Consider the following 20,812-nt stretch of genomic DNA (forward strand, 5'->3'; position numbering starts at 1 on the left):
TGCTTATTTTATTTTGTATCTTCCTTGCGGCGATATCCTATTTGGATATCAGCTATTTATTATACGTCGAATATGCGACATTCATTTTATCTATGATACATATTTACAATTTTATGAATAAATCAGAGTAATATAAAGATTATTTCTGGTTTATATCGCAACCACACCAGATCTCTCGATTCAAGAAGTTTTCTATCGTGGTCTATTTTATTGCGATATCCTCGATATTCGTCATGTTTGATAAGGCATACGGGGTGGCTGAATCTGTAGCATATTCAATACTTCTTCTTTCTGCGACTCTGATCTTTCCTGATATTATTCTTTTTCTGAAGGGTTCTCATCGATTTCATTTAAATTCTCAATGAAGATCGCGTCCTTCAACATCAACAACGTCAACAGCCGGCTGGACAATTTGCTGGCGTGGCTGGCGACGGCAAAACCCGATATCGTGTGCCTGCAGGAGCTGAAGGCGCGCGACACGCAGTTTCCGCGTTCGGCATTGGCCGCGGCCGGCTATGGCGCGGCGTGGAAGGGCGAGCCGACCTGGAACGGCGTCGCCATCCTGGCGCGAGGCTCGGAACCCGTCCTGACCCGCGACGCGCTGCCCGGCGACGATGCCGACAAGCAGAGCCGTTACATCGAGGCGGCGGTGAACGGCATCGTCATCGCTTGCCTCTATGCGCCGAACGGCAATCCGCAGCCCGGGCCGAAATTCCAGTACAAGCTCGCCTGGCATGAACGGCTGGAGGCGCATGCCGCGCAACTGCTCGACACCGGCCTGCCGGTGGTGCTGGCCGGCGACTACAACATCGTGCCCGAGCCGCGCGACATCTACGCCACCCGTTCCTATGACGACAATGCGCTGGTGCAGCCGGAAAGCCGGGCTTCCTTCGCCGCTTTGCTTGAGCAAGGTTGGACTGATGCACTGCGCAAGAAGCACCCGAAGGAGACGCTCTATACGTTCTGGGATTATCGCCGCAACCGCTGGCCGCGCGATGCGGGGCTCAGGCTCGACCACATCCTGCTGTCGAAGACGCTGGCGCGGCGCCTGACCGCCGCCGGCATCGACCGCGAGGTGCGCGGGCAAGACGGCGCCAGCGACCATGCGCCGGTCTGGGTGGAGCTGAAGTAGCGCGGGGCGAACTTGCCGGGACCTTCGCCATCAATCCCTTTCGCAGACGCCATTTTGCGAACACCTTTTCCACGGGTAATCTCATGAACTGAACTGTGCGGGGTGCCATTTCGGGCGAAGCCTGCAATGGCGCCGTGGGGGGCCGATGAACAGAGTCGTCGACAGGCTGATTGCATTCATCCTGCTGGTGGTGACTGTAGCTTGCGTCTGGCGTGCCTGGCTGGTGCTTGGCGACGCGGTCGTCGTCTGGCGCGGTGTCTCGTCTTTCGCCGGGGATCCCGCCACCTTGCGGTTGGCCGGATTGCCGATGGCGGCGCTCGCTTGCCTGATTGGCGCGCTGTTGTTCTGGGCCGGCATGTTGCCGGGGCGGCCGGGGCATGCAGCCGGCGCGCCGCTGTTCGGCCGTGCGGCGGAAGTGCAGGACACCGGCAGGCCCGGCCTGCGCAAGGTGTTTCTCGTCCTGCCATTGGTCGTGGTCGCAGCGCTGGCCGTTGATCGGTTCGGCCCCGGGCGGAAGCATGATGGCGGCGAGGTTGCAAGCCAGCCCAGCGAACCGAAGCCCAATGAACCCCAACCCAATGAACCCAAGCCCGGCGAGCCCAAGGCGCAGGACGTCGCCAACACCCCGCCGGCACCGGAACCCGTAACCCCGCCAGCAGCCCCACCGCCGGCGCCAACCGCTCCACCACCGGAAGCCGCCAACCCGCCCGCGGCACCGGTGCCGCCGCCCGCCGCTCCGACACCGCCGGAGGTCGCGGTCATTCCGCCACCCACGGTCGCACCGCTGCCCCCGGCTCCGCCACCGCTGCCGACTGAGCCCGAGGGCCACCGCGACGCTGTCGTCTGGCTGGCAGTGGCGCCCGACGGCCACTCGATCATGAGCGCCAGCACCGACCACACGATCAAGCTCTGGGACATCGCCGGCAAGCACCTGATCCGCACGCTTGGCGTCCACAAGGACATGGCGCGCACGGCGCTGTTCATGCCCGATGGCGTCAGCGCGCTGACCGCCGGCGACGACGGTGAGATCGTGCAGCGGAAACTTTCCGACGGCGCGGTGCTGCATGTCTTCTCGTCGGGCGGCAATGGCGGCGTCAACAAGCTGGCGATCAGCCCGGACGGCAAGCGCGCCGTGACCGGCCACGAGACCGGCAACGTCATCGTCTGGGACCTCGAGAAGGGCGCCGTGCTGCATGTGATGAGCGGGCACGACTGGTCTGTCAGCGCAGTCGCTGTCTCGCCCGACGGCACTCGCGCCATAAGCGGCAGCATCGACGGCACGCTAAAACTCTGGGACGTCGACAGCGGCAAACAGCTGCGCAGCTGGCACGGGCATGAGCAAGGCACCTATGGCGCCGTGTTCACCGCCGACGGCCATCATCTGATCACCGGCAGCGGCGACTACACGATCAAGCTCTGGGATCTCGACAGCGGCCGCGAAGTGCGCCGCTTCGAGGGCCATGAGGGCACCGTCTACACGCTTGCGCTGTCGGCCGACGGCAAGCGCCTGGTTTCCGGTTCGCTCGACGGCACGGCGCGCCTGTGGGACATGGACACCGGCACCCAGATCGCCATGTTCGACAGCCGGACCGGCCCGATCTACGCGGTGGCCTTCGCCGCCGACGGCACGGTGCTGACCGGAGGTTACGACCGCACCATCCGCGACTGGCCGGCCACCGGCGGCGATGGCGTGGTGCTGTTTGCAGGTGCGCCGGGGTGAATGGAATCTTGATCGCCTCGCCCGCTATGCTATGTAAAAAACCATGTCAGCACTCAGCCTCGCGGACAACGCGCCGCTCATCGTGATCGATCTGCAGACCGGCATGTTCGACGGCGTGCATGAGCCGCCGATCCATGAGGCGTCAGCCATTGTCGAGCGTGCCCGCGCGGTCATCGACTGGGCGCGGCGCGGCGGGCGCAAGGTCGCTTTTGTCAGGCATGATGGACCGGCGGGCGATCCGCTGGCGCCGGGCGAGCCGGGTTGGCCGGTGTGGCCCGCACTCGGCCAGGCCGAGGACGAGCCGACTTTCGCCAAGAGCGTCGGCAATGCTTTCAGCAATGCAGCCCTTGGCGATTGGGTGGCCGGACAGGGTGCAGATGCCGTCATGCTGCTGGGCGCGCAGACCGATTTTTGCGTGGCGGCGACCGTCAAGGGCGCGATGGCCAGAGGGCTCGACGTCACCGTGGTCTCCGATGCGCACAGCACATTGGACAATGCCAGTGAGAGCGCCCGGCAGATTATTGGCCGCCACAATGGCGAATTCGCCGAGGCCGGTGTCAATCTGGTAACGACGAAGGCGCTGACCGGCGGCTGAAGCTGTAACGAACCTCACAGCGGGCTGATCGTCGCTTCGCGCGGCGGCATTGTCCGTCGCTGCCGGCGTACGCGCTGGTCGACGCGGACGGGGGGCGCATTGTTGGGATGGCTCAGGCGCCCGCGTCAACCAGGGCGGCTCGTACCGCCGCATCAACACCATTGCACATCGCCCGCCGGCCGACACTTCCGCGAAAGCGGAATAGGCCGGGGCAAAAGTGCGGATTCGGGCGTGCTGGTCCATCACGGCGTGAAACAGTTTCTCTTTCCTGCCGCATTGACCTTCGGCGGGCGAGCGGTGACGACTGGCGCTTCAACCAATGGATCGCGTCCTTGACTGAGCAGACGATTTTCCTCAACGCCAAACTGGCCGACGGGTCGCTGGTCGACCTCACCGTTACCGACGGGCGCTTTCGCGTCATCACGCCGGCCGGGAAGGCACCCTCGGTTGACCTCGCCAGCATCGACCTTGCCATTGTTGATCTTGGGGGCCAGCTCGTCGTGCCGGCCTTCGTCGAGGGCCATATCCATCTCGACACCTCGTTTTATGGCGACGCCTGGCGCCCGCACATCCCGTGCAGCAATGGTTTCGACGTGCGCGAGCGTGTCGCCTTCCAGGCGAGGAACCTTGCCGCCGCCGCCCCGATGGACGAGCGGGCGAAGAACCAGCTCGAGCTCTGCATCGGCAATGGCAGTCTCGCCATGCGCAGCCATGTGATGGTCGACGGCTCGGTCGGGCTGAAGCATCTGGAGACGATCCTGGCGGTGCGCAAACAATACCGCGACCTCATCGACATCCAGCTCGTCGCCTTTCCGCAGAGCGGCATCCTGTCCTCGCCCGGCACCCCAGACCTTCTGGACGAGGCGTTGAAGCTCGGCTGCGATCTCATCGGCGGGCTCGACCCCGCCAGCTTCGACCGCGATGTGAAGGGCCATCTCGATGTCGTCTTCGGCCTGGCACAGAAACACGGCGCCGGCGTCGACATCCATCTGCACGATGGCGGCACGCTTGGCCTGTTCCAGGTCGAGGAGATCGCCGCACGGACGAAGGCGCTGGGCATGCAGGGTCATGTCGCCGTCAGCCATGCCTACGGGCTGGGCGATATCCCGGCCGACGCCTTGCTGAAGGCCGGCGAGATGCTCGCTGCCGCCGGCGTCGCGATCATGACCAATGCGCCGGGCAATCACGCCTTCCCGCCGGTGGCGGCGCTCAGGCAGGCCGGCGTCACCGTGTTCAGCGGCTCCGACAACATTCGCGATTCCTGGTGGCCCTATGGCGATGGCGACATGCTTTCGCGAGCCAATATGATCGGCTACCGCTCGGGCTTCTACGAGGACCATGAGCTGGCCGCCGCCTTCGACGTGGTGACCCATGCCGGCGCCAAGGCGCTTGGCCTGGAGAGCTACGGCATTGCGGTCGGCGCCAGCGCCGATTTCGTCACGCTGCAGGCGCAACATGTGCCCGAGGCGGTGGTCGCCGTGCCGAAGGGCCGGACGGTGTATCGCCGGGGCAGGGCGGTGGCGAAGGACAGCAAGATGCTGGTGCGCTGACACGTGCCGCATCGCCGGCGTCAAACCCTCTCCGGTGGATATGGGCGCTTTAGTGTAGGACCAAGGTCTTAGGTGCCAGACGCAAAGGTCCGAGGGGCCCTGTTCGGTTCCGGCAATGTGCATTGGACGTTCCGCTATTTTAGTCAAACGCGATATAATGACGCGGCCGTATCGAGGGGTCCGGATCGGGAAAAAACTTAGCCGGACAAGCTTCTCCTGCCACAATGGCGGCACCGAAAATGGCGTCGTTGGCAAGGCCAACTGCAAATTCCGAAGCGATCGACGACCTCGAAAACTGACCTGCCGGCGGCTCCTATCGTTTTTTGCCAAGAATGCGGGCTTCCCGTAGAAGCGAAGCCCAACTGTGCGCACCAAGAAAACCGATAAGCTCGCGTGCTTGCTCTTCGGGGATACTCGCCTCATTTGCCAAACGCCGGACGACAAAGTCGTCAGACTCGTTGGGTGCCTTGTCCTGTTCGTCAGCCATTGGAACAAACCCCTAGACGATGCAACGGCAATATGCGGGCTTGGTTCCTTCGCGGAATGACTCGCTAACCGATTGTCGGAAGCGTACAGTGTCCTTGTCGCTCGGTCTTCAACGGCAACGAGCGCTTGAAAGAGTCGATCACGCTTTCGCCCATGAGGGAGACGCGCGATGATCATTCGTGGCACGGCTGACGAAATTCAGTTGGCAACACTCACCAGAATCCTAGACGACTATTGCGAGCAGGCTGGCATCGAAGGCTCACACCCTGCCCGCGAGCATTTGGCGCGTCGCCTGATCGCTCTTTTCAGCGGTGGCATCGACAGTCCAGACCATATCAAGATGGCTTTGGACGGCGTCGCAAGCGACTGGAGGCCATCCACCCAGCCTTGACCTAGTTTGCCAATTGGTCCGGGAGATGAACAGCGGCGAGCTTGTCCAGCGCGCGCAGGCCGGCGCTGCGGTATTCGTCGTGCTTCAAACGAGCGCCTGTCCGTTGATGTATCCCGGCTGTAAAGGTTGGAACCAGCCCCGACGTTTCGCGTTGTTGAATGTGACCGGTGAGGCTGCCACCTCCGCCGGCGCTATCTAGGGCTCGCTCTGCTCCCGGCAGGGCGAGCCTTTTTTGTGCCGCTGGATGAAGGCGGCAGGAACGACATTGCGTTCTCTGCGTTAGCTGTTCCTATGCAGCAAATTGCTTAGCTGTTCCTATGCAGCAAATTGCCCCGGCCTTCGATGGATTGCGGGTGAAGCCGATGCGGCTCTTTTCGTGGTCGTCGTCCGAAACGAGAACGAGGGTGAGCTTGCCGTTGGACAATAGCCCGTCGGCTCGGCAGCGGTGCTTTTTTCAAATCCGAAATTTCCGATCCGAAAAATCGGCCGGACGTCAATTTATCTGCGAAAATTTTCAAATATATTTGCCTTTTGTGACAAGAAACAAAAATAATATGCGTTATCGACAAGCCGATGTCATTATCTCTTTATTCTGAAATTCGAGATGGAACTTCAAGGCGACCATCGAGTTTCCATGCAGGGCGGATTTTCAAATAGCCCTATGGAGATTGTCATGAAATTTTATCTTTCGAGTGCGGCGGCTGCGGTCGTCCTGATGAGCGGCTTTGGTGCAGCGATGGCGCAAGACGTCATCGTCGTCCAGCCAGAGCAAAAAACTATCGTTCGCGAATACATCAAGAAGGAGCCGCTGGCGTCGGTCAACCTTCTGGGCGTCGAGCTCAAGCTTGGCTCGCCGGTGCCTGACACGGTCCAACTGCGCGAGGTGCCCAACGTCAAGTATCGCGTCGCCGTGATCAATGACCAGACTGTCCTGGTCGATCCCGAGACCCATCAGATCGTCGAGGTCCTGAACTAAGTGAGGTCCCCAACATAGGGGATTGCCCGCGTCAGATTTGCCTTGAGAAAAGCCCGTCACGAATTCGCTTTCGTGGCGGGCTTTCTTTTGAAATTGGCTTTGCCGTGGCCTATTCGGCGGCCAGCTTGTCCGGTGTCTTCGTTTCGAAATCGCCGGCGTCGTAGCGTTCATGCAGCTGCATGGCCGGTTCGCCGAAGCCGCGGTTGACCATGCGGCCGCGCTTGACGGCCGGGCGTGCGTCGATCGCCTGCGCCTGTCGGCTTGCGCGATCGGCCGCATGTATTGGGCTGGTAAAGTGGCCCGCCAAGATGCAGGGTTGCGCGAAATATTCGCGCGCCGGCACCGAAGCCGGCATGTGTATCGCATGCGAAGCCGGCCTTTCGGCCGAGACCTGAAAGCCCCTTCGATGACGATCCAGCCCGTCGGGATGAATGTTCGCAATGACGCACCCCGCATTCTCCTTCTGCTTGGCAGTGCGCCCGACGCGGTGCGTTGCCAGCCTTGGCCGAAGCAGGCCTTCAGCCGGATCGTCGCCATCAACAATGCCTGGCGAGTGCGCCCCGATTGGGATTTCCTCGTCCATGCCGGTGATTTCCCGTTGGACCGGCTGCCCCACGACGCGACCTTGCGGCAGGCTAAGATATTCAGCGCCACGCACTATGTTCCGGCGCAGAACGCCTTCGGTGGTTTCGTCTATGCCGGCGCCACGATGGCGCTGACCGCTGCATATTGGACCATTCACAGCCAGAAGCCCGATGTGCTGGCATTCCTGGGCTGCGACATGATCTACGACCGGCCGGGCAAGACCCATTTCTATGGCATCGGCCGTCCCGATCCATTGCGCGATGACATCACCCTGCGCAACCTCGAGGCCAAGTCGGCGCGCCTGCTGGTTCAGGCCCTGAAGCACGGCTGCCTGTGCATCAATTTGTCCGACCTGCCGCGCAGCCGGCTGGTCTTTCCCAGTCTCGCCTTCGACGAGCTTGCCGGCCTTTCGCTGGCACGGATTGCCGAAATGAAGGCGGAAATTCTTGCCGGCATCCGGCTCGACAAGGCCGAAAAGGCCGAGGAGATCGAGAAGGACCTCGGCTATTTCTACGAGGATGGCATGTACTGGAACCATCTCGATGAGATCGACGAGACGTTTCTTGCCGACATCGACCAGCTGTGGATGTCGGCCGTCGAGAAGAGGCCGGTCGGTTGAAGCTGCCAACCCCCCTCAGGGAGGGAGATCAGCGCGCTATCGGCTCAGCTCACTCCGCTGCCAGCTTGTCCTGCGTCTTCGTTTCGAAGTCGCGGGCGTCGTGGCGCTCATGCAGCTGCAAGGCCGGTTCGCCGAAGGCGCGGTTGACCATGCGGCCGCGCTTGACCGCCGGGCGTGCGTCGATCGCCTGGGCCCAACGCTGCACATGCTTGTAGTCCTGCACGGACAGGAACTCACCGGAATCATTGTACATGCGGCCGAGCGCCAGCCCGCCATACCAGGGCCATACCGCCATGTCGGCGATCGTATAATCCTTGCCGCCGAGATATTCGGTTTCGGCCAGCCGGCGGTCGAGCACGTCCATCTGGCGCTTCACCTCCATCGAGAAGCGGTCGATGGCATATTCGAATTTTTCCGGCGCATAGGCGTAGAAATGGCCGAAGCCACCGCCGAGATACGGCGCCGAGCCCATCTGCCAGAACAGCCAGGACAGCACCTCGGCGCGGGCCGGCTGTTCGGTGGGCAGGAATTCGCCGAACTTTTCGGCGAGATAGACCAGGATCGAGCCGGATTCGAAGATGCGCACCGGCGTCTTGCCGCTGCGGTCCATCAAGGCAGGAATCTTGGAGTTGGGATTGACGTCGACGAAGCCGCTGCCGAACTGGTCGCCATCGTTGATGCGGATCAGCCAGGCATCATATTCGGCGCCCTTGTGGCCGCGCGCCAGCAACTCCTCCAGCATGACGGTCACCTTGACGCCGTTCGGCGTCGCCAGCGAATAGAGCTGCAGCGGGTGCTTGCCGACGGGCAGGTCCTTGTCATGCGTCGGCCCGGCGATCGGCCGGTTGATGCTGGCGAAGGTGCCGCCATTCGCCTTGTTCCAGGTCCATACTTTCGGCGGGGTGTAGTCGGTCATCTCAGGGCCTCGTGTCGTGGGGAAAGGATGGGCAGGTCGCTGTACAATTAGGGCTGCAGATGAGGAAGTTCAACTTGCGTTGAACTATTGTTAATGGAGGCGCCGTTTTCCCTTCTCCCCTTGTGGGGTGAGTAGCCGGTTCGCGTAGCGAATTCATCGTGCCGGTGGCATGATGAAAGGCCGGCGAACGCCGGGTCGCTGCGGAGCAGCGGGGACCCGGCCGGGCAATCAGCTACCCGGCCCTTCGCAGGCTCAGGGCTTTCGAAGCTCGAAAAGCCAAGCAATTGGCTTTTCGTTCGCTGCGCGAACCGCTTCTCACCCCTTGCACCATCTCCCTCGCGGCATACCTATAAGAGATATCGCCAGGGCATTGCATCGCAGGACAAAAACATGACCATCAATCCCAATCCGCGCTCGGTCGTTGCCGTACGGGCCACCGTTCCGGAGGATGCCTTTACGGCGGGTGCCCTGGGCACGCTCAGGGAGGGCAGCGGCGTCGTCATCCGCGACGACGGGCTGGTGCTGACCATCGGCTATCTCATCACCGAAGCGGAAGAGGTCTGGCTGACCAGCCATGACGGCCGCGTCATCCCTGCGCATGCGCTGGCCTATGACCAGGAATCGGGCTTCGGCCTGGTGCAGGCGCTGGCGCCGCTCGGCCTGCCAGCGGTGGCGTTGGGCGATGCCGGCAAGGCCAGGATCGGCGACGCCGTCGTGCTGGCCGACGGTATCGGCCAGTCGGTGCAGGCCAGGATCGTCACCAAGCAGGAATTCGCCGGCTATTGGGAGTATCTGCTCGACGAGGCGATCTTCATTGCGCCCGCGCACCCGTCCTGGGGTGGCGCCGGGCTGTTCGGCGCCGACGGTTCGCTGCTCGGCATCGGTTCGCTGCGCCTGCAGATGAGCCGCAACGGCGAGGTCGCCGATATAAACATGATCGTGCCGATTGATCTGCTGCCGCCCATTCTCGACGATCTCCTGACGCGTGGCCATGTGGCCAGGCCGCCGCGCCCGTGGCTCGGCGCCTTGTCGGCCGAAAGCGACGGCAAGGTGGTGGTGATGAGCGTGACCGAAGGCGGCCCGGCCGCCAAGGCCGGCCTGCGCCAGGGCGACATCATCTCCGACATCCGCGACGGCGCGGTCGACGGGCTGGCCGATTTCTATCGCAAGCTGTGGGAGAGCGGCTCGGCCGGCGCGGAGATCCCGATGCGGGTGCTGCGCGACGGCCGCGAGACCTGGCTGCGTGTCAAATCGGCCGATCGCGGCAGTTTCCTCAAGAAGCCGCAGCTGCAGTAGGCGCATCGACCGGGGCATTTCGTTGCATCCCAGATTGCTCAAGACCTTCCTCGCGGTGGCGCGGAGCCGCAACATCACGCGCGCCGCCGAGGCGGTTCATCTGGCGCAATCGAGTGTCAGCGACCAGATCCAGTCCCTCGAGGCCGAGCTTGGCGCTGCCCTGTTCACGCGCTCGAAAACGGGTCTCGAACTGACATTGGCGGGACTGGCGCTGAAGCCCATCGCCGAAGACCTGCTGCGGCTCGATGGCGAGGCGCGCGCGGCCGTGCAGGCGGCTGCCGGGTAGACCAGCGGATCGCTGGCCATCGGCGCGCTGGAGACGATCGCCTCGGCCTGTCTGGCGCCCTGGCTGCCGGGATTTCAGGCTCGCCATCCCGACATCACCGTGCGGATGAAGGTGGCGGACAGCGGCACTCTGCGGCACCTGCTGGAGGATGGCGACATCGACGTTGCCTTCTGCTTCGACCGTCGCGACGTCACCAAGGGCGCCGCCGATGAACATTTTGCCAGGCGCACAATCGTTGACGAACCGCTGGTGCTGGTCGCGGCTCCGGGGCAGGGCTCCGCACTATCAGACATGGCCGCGCTTGCCACGCTGCGCTTCGTGGCAACGGAGCCCGGATGCATTTACCGGCACATGTTCGACGCCGCCTTTGCCGAGGCGGGTGTCGCCGCGCCAAAACTTGCCGCCGAGGTCGGCAGCATCGGCACCATTGCCCGGCTGGTGGCGGCCGGCGCGGGGCTGGGCCTCGTTCCGCGCCTTGCCGTCAGCGACGCGCTTGTGCGTGGCGACCTCGTCGAACTGCCGTGGTCCGGCCAGATGCGGAAGGCGCCGCTGACGATGATCTGGCGCCGCCGACGCGTTCAGCCGCCGGCGCTCAGGCGGCTCCTTGCCGCCGCGCGTGACACGCTGGCGCCGGAACGCGCCCAAGCCAGCTCAGAACCTGAGTCGACGAACCGCTCCAAGGCCTTGCTTTGAAAGCGATTTCCTGACGCTGGCCATTCTAGACCAAGCGGTGCCCGCCCTCGACATGCAGCGTCGTTCCGGTGGTGAAACCGTTGCCGATCAGGAAGAAAATGGCGTCGGCGATGTCGTCGGGCTGGCCGATCCTGCCGACCGGCAGCCGCTCGGCCATCGCGGCCAGCGTCTCGGCCTTTCTGTCGCCGGCAACCTGCGCCCAGATCGTGGTGTCGACCCAGCCGGGTGACACGGCGTTGACGCGGATTGGCGCCAGCTCCACGGCGAGCGCCCGCACCAGCCCTTCGAGCGCCGCATTGACGGCGGCAACGACAGCGCCGCGCGCTGCCGGCCGATAGGCGGCGATGCCGGAGACGAAGGTCATCGACCCGGCGACGCCAAGCCGTGGTGCGCCATGCTTGGCAAGCAGCAGCGGGCCGTAAAGCTTGCTCTCCACCACCCGTTGCGCCGCCTGCAGGTCAAGCTCGGGTAACAGCCGGTAGGCGCCTTCGATGTCGGCGGCGGTGCTGACGATGTGGTCGAGCCGGCCGATCCGCGCGAACAGCCCGACCACCTCGTCCTCCCGCGTGATGTCGACAGCGGCCACCTCCAGGTTCACTGGGTTGCCCAGCGCCTCGCACGCCTGCCGTAGCCGGTCCTCGCTGCGTCCGGCGATAGTGACTTTGGCGCCGGCCTCGACGCATCGCCGCGCCAGCGCCAGACCCATGCCGGAACCGCCGCCGACGATCAGGATTTTCTGGTTTGAAATGCTCATTTCGCTCTGCCTTTGTTTGGATGGTCAAGGGCAGGGGATTGGCAGTTCGGTGCGGCAAGGGAAAACGGAAGAACCCGATGGCGCTATCGGAAATGCCGATGGTTCTCAATCCTGTGCGGAATGGAAGCTCGGCCACGCAAGGTCGGCTGGTGGCCGCTTACCGCGCCAGCGGGCTGTCCCAGACCACAAACAACAGCGCTTTCAGCTGGGCAAAGCGTTCCGGTCCGAGTTCGGCGCGCCACTCCTCCTCGATGTCGCGCAGGATGTCGACCATTTTCCAGAAGGCGGCATGCCCCCGTTCGGTGGACCGCACCACGCGGGCGCTGCCTTCGCCCGGAATGTCGGATCGCATGAGGTAGCCGTAGCCTTCGAGACTGCTGAGCAGCTGGTTGATGGCCTGCTTGCTCATGCCTGCGCGCTCGGCGATGGTGCCCGGGCGTGCGCCGTCCGGTCCGGGAAACTGCAGCACCGCCATATGCGGCAGGCGCAGTTCGTCGAAACCGGCGGCGTTGAGTTCCTTGATCAGCCGGCGCTGGATCGCCTGCGCCGGCACGCGCAGCAAGGCGCCGATCAACAGATCCTCGGTCCTGGTCTGCAGAACTTCCGTGGATGTGGCCATTGACGATCCGGTAAATTGAGTTTACTGATGGTAGTAAATGTAGTTTACCCGGGGAGTTTGTGCAATGCCAGCCGTGGATCTTCAGGTCAATCCTGCCAACGAAATCATCGGCACCAAGGGGCTGTCGGTTCGCTTCCTGGTGTCGGGCGACAGTTCGAACGGCAGCGTCGCCACCTTCGAGCTGATGGTGCCCGGCGCGCAGCGGCTGCCGGCGCCGGCGCACAGCCACGATCACTACGAAGAGACGATCTACGGCGTCGACGGGGTGTTGACCTGGACCGTCGACGGCAAGGCGATCGAGGTCGGACCGGGGGAGGCGCTGTGCATTCCACGCGGCGCCGTTCACCGGTTTGACAACAATGGCACCAGGGATGCCAAGGCGCTTTGCATCGTCACGCCCGCGGCGATCGGCCCGGACTATTTTCGCGAGGCCTTTGCGGAGTTCAACGCCGCCGCTGGCGGCCCTCCGGACAAGGTCAAAATGATGGACATCATGCGCCGACACGGGTTGACGCCGGCAGCGCCGCCATCAACCTGAAGCCGGTCGAAGAAACGCCGATCAATCGCCGCAAGCGGTGAAGGTGGTGCCCGGGTTCCAGTCCTTGAAGGCGATGGTCTGGCCTTCGACCGAGACGGTCTTGTGCTTCGTGCTGCCGTCCGGCTGCTTTTCGCTGCTGGTGCCTTTGCCGGTCAGGACGTTGTACTCGCAGGCGCTTTCGGCATTCTCCTTCATATAGTCATAGTGGTCATAGGCAAAGCCGGCGACGATGAAGGCACCGTTGCGCCAGGCGATGGTCAGCGTCATGTCGGTCCGTTCGCTGCCGACCGGCATCGCCGGCAGGTAGAATTTGATCGAGCCGTTGGGCAGCATCGTCAGTTCCGGCTCGGTGTCGGAGTTTTCGTAGCCCGGGCGGTCGTAGCTGTTCCATTCGCCGAGGATCTGCTCGTGCACGATTTCAACGGGCTTGAGGTAGTTGTGCTCCTTGTCCCTGAGGAAGAAGTGGACGTCCATCGGATGGCCGGGCTCGGTCTCCACCACCATGGCAAGATCGACGGCGCCGTCGCCGTTGAAGTCGCCGGTCACCGCCGTGATGATTTTTTGGGTTTCGATAGGCTCGCTGAGGGCTGCCGTGGGGAACAGCACCGCGAGGGCGAGGAGCACAGATTTCATGACGGATATTCCCCCCGAGCGTAGAACCTTGTCCTATAGCACGGTGGTGCGTTCCATCGTCATCCGCCGGCAAGCTTTGTTGCTGCCGGAAACTGACAGGGATCCATGTCACGATGTTGACGCATGATGCTGGAGGCAAGATGTCGGTGATGCGAGCGGCAAGCGCGACGAACGGGCAGGCCGGCTGATGGCGCCGGTCAAGGTCGATCCCGACAAGGTCAGGGAATTCCCGGACGCGGCCAGCTTTCACGCCTGGCTCGGCGGGCACCACGCCATGGAAACCGAGGTGTGGATCAAGGTCCACAAGGTGGGGTCGGGACTGAAGTCGATCACGCCCAAGGAGGCCATCGACGTGGTGCTGTGCTTCGGCTGGATCGACGCCGTGCGCAAGGGGCTGGACGACAACAGCTTCCTGCAGCGCTACACGCCGCGCAGCAGGAAGAGCATCTGGAGCCTGATCAACATCGACAATGTCGCGCGGCTGGTCGAGGAGGGCCGCATGACCGAGCATGGGCTGAGACAGGTCGAGGCAGCCAAGGCCGACGGGCGCTGGGCGCGCGCCTATGGCAGCGGCAAGGCGATGAAAATTCCGGATGATCTCCAGGCCACGATCGATGCCGAACCGGCAGCGAAAGAGATGCTGGGCAAGCTCAACGCGCAGAACCGCTTCGCGCTCGCCTTCCGCACCCACAACATGAAGACCGAGGCCGGCCGCAAGAAGAAGATCGAGACCTTCGTCGCGATGCTGAAGCGCGGCGAGACGATCTATCCGCAGGTCAAGAAGTGAGGCCCTTCAAGGCGCTGATCACGCCATCAAAGCGTCGTCGCGGACAGCCTGGACAAGAAAGTCGAGGACCGTTGTGACACGCAACGGTATGTTCCGGCGGGATGGATAGACGACGTTGATCGGCAGGCGCGTCGGCGGAAAATCCGGCATCACCTTAACCAACCTCCCTGCTTCGATGTCCGGCCCGGCCAGAATATGGGAGAGCACTGCAAGCCCGCCTCCAGCCAGCGTCGCTCGATGGACGGCCATTGAATTGTTGGCGATCAGGCGAGGCTCAATTCGCAGAACCACCTCATCCGCCCCGTCGGAGAAAGACCATGACCGGCCGTCGCCGGCACGGCTGTAACAAATGCAGCAGTGACCACTGATGTCCTGCGGCGCTTGCGGTGTATCCCGCCCCTTGAGATAGCAGGGCGAGGCCACGAGAAAGGCAGTCGTCCAGCCGATCCGGCGACACATAAGGCTGCTGTCGCCGACCGGCCCGAGGCGTACCTCGAGATCGATTGCGTCCGCGACCAGATCTGAGGGTTCCTCCCGCAAGATCAGGTCAACAGTAAGCGCCGGATGGCTCTCCAGCAGGCTTGAGAGGCGATCGCTCATGTAGAGTCCGAGTGGCGCGGGCAGGCTTAGCCTCACTTTTCCAGATGCGGTCGCTCCTTCGGCGCAGCCGGCTTCGCTGAGCGCTTCGACCGCTTCTATGACGCGTAGCGCCATCGGGAGCATCTGTTCACCCTCGACCGTCAAGGCAAGCGCGTTCGTCGTGCGGTGCAGAAGGCGCGTGTTCAGATGCGCTTCCAGCGCAGAAACCTGCCGGGATACGGCCGGCTGCGTCAGATCGAGGTCGATCGCGGCCGCCGAGAATGACTTTGTCTCCGCCACCCGCAGGAACGTTCGCAATGCCGATACGATGTCCACCCTCACCCCCATACTTTTCGACATATGCCTTATGTCCGCATCCCAGGCGGGAGGCGCTTTACTGTCCGGAGATTATGGATATCATATATCCTTAAGGATATCAAATATCCTCAAACAAGGAGAGAGCCGTGACACAGCGCCTGAACGTCGCCCAACAATCGCCCGAGCTATTCAAGAAGTTTCTCGACTTCAGCATGACCGAGGCACACAGCGTTATCGAAGAGAAGATCCGCGATCTGATCCACATCCGGGCGTCCCAGATCAATGGCTGCGCCTTCTGCCTCGACATGCATGTCAAGGAAGCAAAGATCCACGGCGAGAGCGAGTTGCGGCTCTACCATGTCGCCATCTGGCGGGAATCGAACCTTTTCATTCCTCGTGAACGCGCCGCCCTTGCCTGGACTGAAGCCGTCACGAAGCTCCCCGAAGGCGGTATTCCGGACGAGCTCTATGAGCGTGTGCGTGGGCAGCTTTCGGAAAAGGAAATCTCCGACCTGACCTTCTCGATCATGGCCATCAACGCCTGGAACCGCGCCAGCGTCGCCTTCAAGACCGTGCCCGGCTCTGCGGATAAACTTTACGGCCTCGACAAGGCCGGCCTGAATTAAGCGTTTCGCTCTGAGAACCCATCAAGGGATGCACGTCCGCATGGGCGGCGGCGAACGAAGACAACTTTGAAAATCGTCATTTCCGGTGCAACCGACCTGACCGGTTCCAAGACCGTGCTCAACAGGAGACAAACATGAATCTACAAAACACTTCACACCCCGATAGGCAGGGGTCCGACGAGTTAGTTCCGTCGCGCTACGCGCTGCGGATCGGCGAGATTGACGTGCTGGTGGTCAGCGACGGGGTGCTGCCGCTACCGACCGCGATGTTGGCACACAACGCCGACCCGGCAGTCCGGGCCGCCTGGCTGGACGACATGTTCCTACCGCCGGACGCTTTCGATTGGCCGCTGAACGTGGTCGTGGTGAGTAGCGGCAGGCAGACCATACTCATCGATGCTGGGCTAGGGTTGGACCCGGACTTGCACTTGCCGCGGGCTGGGCAGTTGATCAAGCGACTGGAGGCCGCCGGCATCGATCTTGCAGCCGTGACCGACGTGGTGCTTACGCACATGCACATGGACCACATTGGCGGGCTGCTCGTCGACGGGGTGAAAGACCGGCTGCATCCGGACCTGCGGATCCACGTGGCCGCCGCCGAGGTCAAATTCTGGGAGGCGCCCGATTTCTCCCACGTCTCCATGCCGCCGGGGTTCCCGGACGCGCTTCGGGCGGCCGCCAAGCGGTTCAGGAAAGAGTACGACAGCCAGCTGCTGCTGTTCGAGGAGGAGTACGAGGTGGCGCCGGGGGTGGTCGTATCTCGCACCGGCGGCCACACCCCCGGGCACAGTGTGGTCCGCCTGGCATCCGGCGGCGACCGGCTGATGTTCGCCGGCGACGCCGTGTTCCCGGTCGGATTCGAGCACCCCGACTGGCACAACGGCTTCGAGCACGACCCCGAGGAGGCAGCCCGTGTTCGGGTCCGGCTTATGCAAGAGCTGGCGGCAACCAGCGAGCTGCTGGTGGCCACTCATATGCCGTTCCCATCCGTCGGCCGTGTGGCGGTCGCCGGCGATGCTTTTCGTTGGGTACCGGTCTTCTGGGACTACTGACCGCTTGTTGGGTTAGGGCCGACCTAGGGCGCGTAGCCTTCAAGGCCGTGCCCGGTTCGGCCGGCAAGGCCGGCCTGAACCAACCTCCCACCCCAAGCAAATCTCTCGAGCAACGCGGCGCCAGAGCGATCGCGAATGGAGAAGTATCATGAAAATCGTCATCATCGGTGGCACCGGCCTCATCGGCACCAAGACAGGCGACCGTCTGCGCAGGCAGGGGCATGAGGTGATTGCCGCCGCGCCAAACACGGGCGTCAACACCATCACCGGCGAAGGCCTGGAGGAAGCGCTCGCGGGCGCCGAGGTGGTGATCGACCTCGCCAACTCACCCTCCTTCGCGGACAAGGCCGCGCTGGAATTCTTCGAGACGTCGGGCCACAACCTGCTCGCGGCGGACAAGGTTGCTGGCATCAAGCACCATATCGCGCTGTCGGTTGTCGGAACCGAGCGGTTGCAGGACTGCGGCTATTTCCGCGCCAAGCTCGCCCAGGAAAAGCTGATCAAAGCCTCCGGCATTCCCTACACCATCGTTCATTCCACGCAGTTCATGGAGTTCCTGGCTGGCATCGCCAAATCCGGTACGGTCGGCGACGCTGTGCATCTGTCGCCGGCCTATGTGCAGCCCATCGCATCCGATGACGTCGCCGACGTCATGGCGGGTGTCGCGCTCGCCGCGCCGATCAACGGCATGATCGAGATTTCCGGTCCGGAGCGTGTGCGAATGAACGAGCTCGTCGCCCGCTACCTGAAGGCTGCCGGCGATCCTCGCAAGGTCGTGGCTGATCCGGAGGCGCGCTACTTCGGCGCCAAACTGAACGACGGTTCGCTCGTCTCCGACAACAATCCCCGTCTCGGCCGCATCACCTTCGAGCAGTGGTTCGCCACCTCGGCGCGGAAATGACCATCACGATGCGCCGCAGCTTCGGGCGCAGCGTTCCACCCAACGCACAAGGAGTTTCGAAATGATCAAGTCAATCGTCGCCGCCCTCATCGTCACGGCAGCCTTGGCAGGCCCGGCCGCAGCCCAGGATACAGGCGAGAAGGCCGCCAAAGTCACGCTCATCTATGAGCATGAACTGCCGAATGTCCCCGGCAAGAGCATCAAGGGCATTCTGGTCGAATATGGTCCCGGCGGTCACTCGGAAGCGCACACCCATCCGAGTTCCGCCTTCATCTATGCAACGGTTCTGGAAGGCTCCATCCGCAGCCAGGTCAATGACGGCCCGGTCAAGGTCTACAAGGCCGGCGAGAGCTTTTCGGAGCTGCCGGGCGATCGCCACAGTGTGAGCGAGAACGGCAGCAAGACGAAGCCCGCAAAACTACTGGCGGTCTTCGTGGTCGATACCAACCAGAAAGAACTGACCTATCCGGTCAAGAAGTAGGCCGAAGAGGCCGGGCGCCTTCCATGTCCGGTGAGCATCGCTCCGTGCCTTTCACGCTTCCGGGGCTTGCCGGCATTGTCGCGAGGCATCCTCAGGGCGTCGATGGTCCGCCTGTTGTCCGGATGAAAGACTAAAGCGCGTCGCGTCGAAACGGATTCATGCGACGCGCTTTAAGTCTTTGTATGTATGCATGTCGTTGTCTCAAAACCGGGGCCACTTTTGCGCGACATGCATTAGCCATCCGCCACGATCTGCCATTCCCATTCATCCGGCGCGCTCCAGCACCCATTCAAAGCTGCTCTTCCAGAGTTCGGCTGGAATCTCCTGCGCCAGGGCCTCGGTGAGATCGGAAAGCCTGACGCTGCGCAATTTTGCACGCCAGGCCTCGTCGGCTTCCCACATGAAGCGCGACACCGCGCAAGGGCTGCTTTCGCAATAGCCCTGCGGACGACATGGGTTGTTTTCGCGGATATTGTTACACACAAATGTCCGCGCTTTGCCCTCGACCGCTTCGACGATATCCAGGAAGGTCAGTTCGGCCGGTGTCCGCGCCAATCGATATCCACCTGACGGACCCAGCGTCGTATGGACCAGACCCGCCTGCGACAGGCTTTGCAATGCCTTGGAAAGATACTCCTTGGGAAGACCGTGGAACTCGGCAAGCGCTTTTGTCGAGAGATAGCGCCCCTCAGGCAGGCCCGCGAGAATGGCGCAGCAGTGTAGCGCCCATTCGACTTGGCTTTTCAGGATCATCAATTGATTCCGGGGTCGATACTGACCGGGCTTTATTAAGGATATAAAATATCCCTATTCCACTGCGGTGTAAACAGACAGGTCCCGGTTCGGCCGGAGTGGGATTTCAGCATCGTCCGTTGTCGCCCCCGAGGCAGCTTCTTGGCGCGATCTGCGTCGGGTACGCCGTCGCGATGCTGAAGCGCGGCGAGACGATCTGCCCGCAGGGCAAGAAGTAACCCTTCAGGCGCCGGAATGCGGGTCAATGCTGTAGGGATGGACCGGGTAGCCGGGACCGATGACGTCGCGCATCCATCGCGTTCGATGTCGCGTCGCCCGACGCAGCGGCACGGGCGGCGGCGGATGTCGAGCGCCGGTTCGGCCGTCTCGACGTGCTGATCAACAACGCCGCGATCCATTACGACACCGGTTCGCGGGCGTTGCTGCCGGACTGGACTGACATCCGCGAGGCGTTCGAGACCAATGTCTTCGGCGCCTGGCGGGCGGCGTCCGCCTTTGCGCCGCTGCTTGGGGCCGGTGGCCATGGCAGGCTGGTCAACGTCTCCTCCGAAGGCGGTTCGCTGGCCTCGATGGGGGCAGGAGCGCCGGCCTATTCGACATCGAAGGCGACCCTCAACGCGCTGACCTGCGTGCTGGCGGCCGAGCTGCGCGGCGCCGGCGTGCTGGTCAACGCTGTCTGCCCGGGCTGGGTCGCCACCGACATGGGCGGGCCGGGCGGGCGCCCGGTGGCGCAAGGGGCGGCCGGCATCGTCTGGGCCGCGACCTTGCCGGACGATGGTCCGACCGGCGGCTTCTTTCGCGACGGCAAAAGGCTGCCGTGGTGAGGATCGGAATTCCGGGCATGATCGGCGGAGCGCAGCTGGCGCTTGGTTTCGGGCGGTTCAACGTTTGAATCGTTGAACCGCTGCAACTTATTTGATTTTGCGCAATTCCGAGTGGAAGCCGCTGCACATTATTTCCTGAAACAGCGCAAGAAAAAGGCCGCCCTCGCTTTTGCGAGTGGCGGCCATTTCCCGGGAGGAAGTCAGAAAGAGCGGCGATCAATAAGCCTTGGCGTGCTTGTGGCCGTGCCTCTTGCCGGTGTGTTTCTTGACATGCCTTGTGTCTGGATGTTGAAAGTCTGGGCTTCAAAAACTGGTTTCAAAGATCTGATATCACTGGGCTTGATCGTCCGGCGTCACCCCAAGCAGCTTCAGAGCGTTGGCCAGCGTCCTGATGCCTTGCGCCTGCTTGCGCTCGGCACAGAAGCGGATGGCCGTCTTCTGCAGCGACATTGCCTCAGCGACCTCGGTCGTCTCGGCTTTGGTCTGGATGGCTTGGTCCAATTGAAGACTGAGCCGGTCGCAATGTTCGCTGCGGGTGATGGCTGCTTTTGCTTCCGACGGTCCGATCGCGGTGACGGCGAGCGACATGCCGAGCAGGGCACCCATCCATCCGTTCGAATCTCGTTGCATTACTGGTAACCATCCGTTCGCGTTGTGCCGCGACCATTTTCCGGCCGCCGCAGGAATGCTTATGCCAGCCGA

Annotated in this window: 23 protein-coding genes and 2 pseudogenes; 16 read left to right on the forward strand and 9 right to left on the reverse strand. The window is 62.8% G+C overall.

What is annotated here, in order from left to right; genetic code table 11:
• Positions 1–361 precede the first annotated feature (361 nt).
• The 4 genes from B5V02_RS06395 to B5V02_RS06420 all read left to right on the forward strand — a co-directional run bounded on the left by B5V02_RS06395 (position 362) and on the right by B5V02_RS06420 (position 4,997).
• Positions 362–1,132: an exodeoxyribonuclease III gene (locus tag B5V02_RS06395; protein WP_111543319.1), complete on the forward strand. Its 771-nt coding sequence runs from the start codon at positions 362–364 to the stop codon at positions 1,130–1,132.
• Between the two features lie 145 nt (positions 1,133–1,277).
• Positions 1,278–2,852 carry a WD40 repeat domain-containing protein gene (locus B5V02_RS40445; protein WP_167458380.1) on the forward strand — a complete coding sequence of 525 codons (1,575 nt, stop codon included), beginning with the start codon at positions 1,278–1,280 and terminating at the stop codon, positions 2,850–2,852.
• Between the two features lie 43 nt (positions 2,853–2,895).
• Positions 2,896–3,447, forward strand: coding sequence for an isochorismatase family protein (locus B5V02_RS06415; protein ID WP_111543320.1), 552 nt, complete (start codon positions 2,896–2,898; stop codon positions 3,445–3,447).
• Between the two features lie 332 nt (positions 3,448–3,779).
• On the forward strand, positions 3,780–4,997 hold the full coding sequence (locus B5V02_RS06420; protein WP_111543321.1) for an amidohydrolase family protein: 1,218 nt from the start codon (positions 3,780–3,782) through the stop codon (positions 4,995–4,997).
• A 313-nt stretch (positions 4,998–5,310) separates the two neighbouring features.
• On the opposite strand, the gene B5V02_RS40450 is transcribed toward B5V02_RS06420, so the two are convergent.
• Entirely contained in the window at positions 5,311–5,484 is a 174-nt protein-coding gene (locus B5V02_RS40450; protein ID WP_167458381.1) for a hypothetical protein, read from the reverse strand.
• A 168-nt stretch (positions 5,485–5,652) separates the two neighbouring features.
• Between B5V02_RS40450 and B5V02_RS06425 the strand changes: the two genes are divergently transcribed.
• Positions 5,653–5,874 carry a hypothetical protein gene (locus tag B5V02_RS06425; RefSeq protein ID WP_111543322.1) on the forward strand — a complete coding sequence of 74 codons (222 nt, stop codon included), beginning with the start codon at positions 5,653–5,655 and terminating at the stop codon, positions 5,872–5,874.
• A gap of 673 nt (positions 5,875–6,547) precedes the next feature.
• The gene (locus B5V02_RS06430; protein WP_111543784.1) at positions 6,548–6,850 is read left to right on the forward strand and encodes a DUF1236 domain-containing protein; all 303 of its coding nucleotides are present in this window, start codon (positions 6,548–6,550) and stop codon (positions 6,848–6,850) included.
• A 109-nt stretch (positions 6,851–6,959) separates the two neighbouring features.
• Here B5V02_RS06430 and B5V02_RS06435 read toward each other — a convergent pair.
• Positions 6,960–7,103, reverse strand: a pseudogene (locus B5V02_RS06435) (glutathione-dependent disulfide-bond oxidoreductase); the annotation flags it as partial.
• Between the two features lie 153 nt (positions 7,104–7,256).
• On the opposite strand from B5V02_RS06435, the gene B5V02_RS06440 reads away from it, so the two are divergent.
• Positions 7,257–8,054: a hypothetical protein gene (locus B5V02_RS06440; protein ID WP_245445730.1), complete on the forward strand. Its 798-nt coding sequence runs from the start codon at positions 7,257–7,259 to the stop codon at positions 8,052–8,054.
• A 49-nt stretch (positions 8,055–8,103) separates the two neighbouring features.
• Here B5V02_RS06440 and yghU read toward each other — a convergent pair whose 3' ends face one another.
• Entirely contained in the window at positions 8,104–8,970 is an 867-nt protein-coding gene (yghU, locus tag B5V02_RS06445) for a glutathione-dependent disulfide-bond oxidoreductase (protein WP_111543323.1), read from the reverse strand.
• A 390-nt stretch (positions 8,971–9,360) separates the two neighbouring features.
• Between yghU and B5V02_RS06450 the strand changes: the two genes are divergently transcribed.
• Entirely contained in the window at positions 9,361–10,266 is a 906-nt protein-coding gene (locus tag B5V02_RS06450; protein ID WP_111543324.1) for a S1C family serine protease, read from the forward strand.
• 22 nt (positions 10,267–10,288) lie between these two features.
• Positions 10,289–11,245, forward strand: a pseudogene (locus B5V02_RS06455) (LysR family transcriptional regulator).
• A gap of 25 nt (positions 11,246–11,270) precedes the next feature.
• Here the strand turns inward: B5V02_RS06455 and B5V02_RS06460 are convergent.
• A complete protein-coding gene (locus B5V02_RS06460) occupies positions 11,271–11,999 on the reverse strand; it encodes an SDR family oxidoreductase (protein WP_111543325.1) in 729 nt (242 codons plus the stop codon).
• Positions 12,000–12,156: 157 nt separating this feature from the next.
• Positions 12,157–12,618 (reverse strand): MarR family winged helix-turn-helix transcriptional regulator, encoded by a 462-nt coding sequence (locus B5V02_RS06465; protein ID WP_111543326.1) that lies wholly within the window; start codon positions 12,616–12,618, stop codon positions 12,157–12,159.
• 64 nt (positions 12,619–12,682) lie between these two features.
• On the opposite strand from B5V02_RS06465, the gene B5V02_RS06470 reads away from it, so the two are divergent.
• Positions 12,683–13,156 carry a cupin domain-containing protein gene (locus tag B5V02_RS06470; RefSeq protein ID WP_111543327.1) on the forward strand — a complete coding sequence of 158 codons (474 nt, stop codon included), beginning with the start codon at positions 12,683–12,685 and terminating at the stop codon, positions 13,154–13,156.
• Between the two features lie 21 nt (positions 13,157–13,177).
• Here the strand turns inward: B5V02_RS06470 and B5V02_RS06475 are convergent, their stop codons facing one another.
• Entirely contained in the window at positions 13,178–13,789 is a 612-nt protein-coding gene (locus B5V02_RS06475; RefSeq protein WP_111543328.1) for a hypothetical protein, read from the reverse strand.
• Between the two features lie 187 nt (positions 13,790–13,976).
• Here B5V02_RS06475 and B5V02_RS06480 point away from each other — a divergent pair, with 187 nt between their 5' ends.
• Positions 13,977–14,576: a YdeI/OmpD-associated family protein gene (locus B5V02_RS06480; RefSeq protein ID WP_111543329.1), complete on the forward strand. Its 600-nt coding sequence runs from the start codon at positions 13,977–13,979 to the stop codon at positions 14,574–14,576.
• 18 nt (positions 14,577–14,594) lie between these two features.
• On the opposite strand, the gene B5V02_RS06485 is transcribed toward B5V02_RS06480, so the two are convergent.
• Positions 14,595–15,491, reverse strand: coding sequence for a LysR family transcriptional regulator (locus B5V02_RS06485; protein WP_111543330.1), 897 nt, complete (start codon positions 15,489–15,491; stop codon positions 14,595–14,597).
• A 128-nt stretch (positions 15,492–15,619) separates the two neighbouring features.
• Between B5V02_RS06485 and B5V02_RS06490 the strand changes: the two genes are divergently transcribed.
• The 4 genes from B5V02_RS06490 to B5V02_RS06505 all read left to right on the forward strand — a co-directional run bounded on the left by B5V02_RS06490 (position 15,620) and on the right by B5V02_RS06505 (position 18,533).
• A complete protein-coding gene (locus tag B5V02_RS06490) occupies positions 15,620–16,099 on the forward strand; it encodes a carboxymuconolactone decarboxylase family protein (RefSeq protein ID WP_111543331.1) in 480 nt (159 codons plus the stop codon).
• A 134-nt stretch (positions 16,100–16,233) separates the two neighbouring features.
• Entirely contained in the window at positions 16,234–17,151 is a 918-nt protein-coding gene (locus tag B5V02_RS06495; RefSeq protein WP_111543332.1) for an MBL fold metallo-hydrolase, read from the forward strand.
• 148 nt (positions 17,152–17,299) lie between these two features.
• A complete protein-coding gene (locus B5V02_RS06500) occupies positions 17,300–18,052 on the forward strand; it encodes an SDR family oxidoreductase (protein WP_111543333.1) in 753 nt (250 codons plus the stop codon).
• Positions 18,053–18,113: 61 nt separating this feature from the next.
• Positions 18,114–18,533, forward strand: coding sequence for a cupin domain-containing protein (locus B5V02_RS06505; RefSeq protein WP_111543334.1), 420 nt, complete (start codon positions 18,114–18,116; stop codon positions 18,531–18,533).
• Between the two features lie 264 nt (positions 18,534–18,797).
• Here B5V02_RS06505 and B5V02_RS06510 read toward each other — a convergent pair whose 3' ends face one another.
• Positions 18,798–19,286: an RrF2 family transcriptional regulator gene (locus tag B5V02_RS06510; protein WP_111543335.1), complete on the reverse strand. Its 489-nt coding sequence runs from the start codon at positions 19,284–19,286 to the stop codon at positions 18,798–18,800.
• A gap of 293 nt (positions 19,287–19,579) precedes the next feature.
• Here B5V02_RS06510 and B5V02_RS06515 point away from each other — a divergent pair, with 293 nt between their 5' ends.
• Positions 19,580–20,110 (forward strand): SDR family NAD(P)-dependent oxidoreductase, encoded by a 531-nt coding sequence (locus tag B5V02_RS06515; protein ID WP_245445792.1) that lies wholly within the window; start codon positions 19,580–19,582, stop codon positions 20,108–20,110.
• Positions 20,111–20,440: 330 nt separating this feature from the next.
• Here B5V02_RS06515 and B5V02_RS06520 read toward each other — a convergent pair whose 3' ends face one another.
• Positions 20,441–20,740 (reverse strand): hypothetical protein, encoded by a 300-nt coding sequence (locus B5V02_RS06520; RefSeq protein WP_167458382.1) that lies wholly within the window; start codon positions 20,738–20,740, stop codon positions 20,441–20,443.
• Positions 20,741–20,812 lie beyond the last annotated feature (72 nt).

Origin of the sequence: Mesorhizobium kowhaii, from assembly GCF_003253745.1 — a bacterium.
In the GTDB taxonomy this organism is placed as follows: domain Bacteria; phylum Pseudomonadota; class Alphaproteobacteria; order Rhizobiales; family Rhizobiaceae; genus Mesorhizobium; species Mesorhizobium kowhaii.

What these genes read in the sequence shown, in the direction of transcription:
- B5V02_RS40445 (WP_167458380.1), top strand. Translation starts at nt 1,278, where the DNA reads ATGAACAGAGTCGTCGACAGGCTGATTGCATTCATCCTGCTGGTGGTG.
- B5V02_RS06500 (WP_111543333.1), top strand. Translation starts at nt 17,300, where the DNA reads ATGAAAATCGTCATCATCGGTGGCACCGGCCTCATCGGCACCAAGACA.
- B5V02_RS06395 (WP_111543319.1), top strand. Translation starts at nt 362, where the DNA reads ATGAAGATCGCGTCCTTCAACATCAACAACGTCAACAGCCGGCTGGAC.
- B5V02_RS06470 (WP_111543327.1), top strand. Translation starts at nt 12,683, where the DNA reads ATGCCAGCCGTGGATCTTCAGGTCAATCCTGCCAACGAAATCATCGGC.
- B5V02_RS06520 (WP_167458382.1), bottom strand. Translation starts at nt 20,740, where the DNA reads ATGCAACGAGATTCGAACGGATGGATGGGTGCCCTGCTCGGCATGTCG.
- B5V02_RS06465 (WP_111543326.1), bottom strand. Translation starts at nt 12,618, where the DNA reads ATGGCCACATCCACGGAAGTTCTGCAGACCAGGACCGAGGATCTGTTG.
- B5V02_RS06510 (WP_111543335.1), bottom strand. Translation starts at nt 19,286, where the DNA reads ATGATCCTGAAAAGCCAAGTCGAATGGGCGCTACACTGCTGCGCCATT.
- B5V02_RS06460 (WP_111543325.1), bottom strand. Translation starts at nt 11,999, where the DNA reads ATGAGCATTTCAAACCAGAAAATCCTGATCGTCGGCGGCGGTTCCGGC.
- B5V02_RS06450 (WP_111543324.1), top strand. Translation starts at nt 9,361, where the DNA reads ATGACCATCAATCCCAATCCGCGCTCGGTCGTTGCCGTACGGGCCACC.
- yghU (WP_111543323.1), bottom strand. Translation starts at nt 8,970, where the DNA reads ATGACCGACTACACCCCGCCGAAAGTATGGACCTGGAACAAGGCGAAT.
- B5V02_RS06430 (WP_111543784.1), top strand. Translation starts at nt 6,548, where the DNA reads ATGAAATTTTATCTTTCGAGTGCGGCGGCTGCGGTCGTCCTGATGAGC.
- B5V02_RS06440 (WP_245445730.1), top strand. Translation starts at nt 7,257, where the DNA reads ATGACGATCCAGCCCGTCGGGATGAATGTTCGCAATGACGCACCCCGC.
- B5V02_RS40450 (WP_167458381.1), bottom strand. Translation starts at nt 5,484, where the DNA reads ATGGCTGACGAACAGGACAAGGCACCCAACGAGTCTGACGACTTTGTC.
- B5V02_RS06475 (WP_111543328.1), bottom strand. Translation starts at nt 13,789, where the DNA reads ATGAAATCTGTGCTCCTCGCCCTCGCGGTGCTGTTCCCCACGGCAGCC.
- B5V02_RS06505 (WP_111543334.1), top strand. Translation starts at nt 18,114, where the DNA reads ATGATCAAGTCAATCGTCGCCGCCCTCATCGTCACGGCAGCCTTGGCA.
- B5V02_RS06495 (WP_111543332.1), top strand. Translation starts at nt 16,234, where the DNA reads ATGAATCTACAAAACACTTCACACCCCGATAGGCAGGGGTCCGACGAG.
- B5V02_RS06480 (WP_111543329.1), top strand. Translation starts at nt 13,977, where the DNA reads ATGGCGCCGGTCAAGGTCGATCCCGACAAGGTCAGGGAATTCCCGGAC.
- B5V02_RS06425 (WP_111543322.1), top strand. Translation starts at nt 5,653, where the DNA reads ATGATCATTCGTGGCACGGCTGACGAAATTCAGTTGGCAACACTCACC.
- B5V02_RS06415 (WP_111543320.1), top strand. Translation starts at nt 2,896, where the DNA reads ATGTCAGCACTCAGCCTCGCGGACAACGCGCCGCTCATCGTGATCGAT.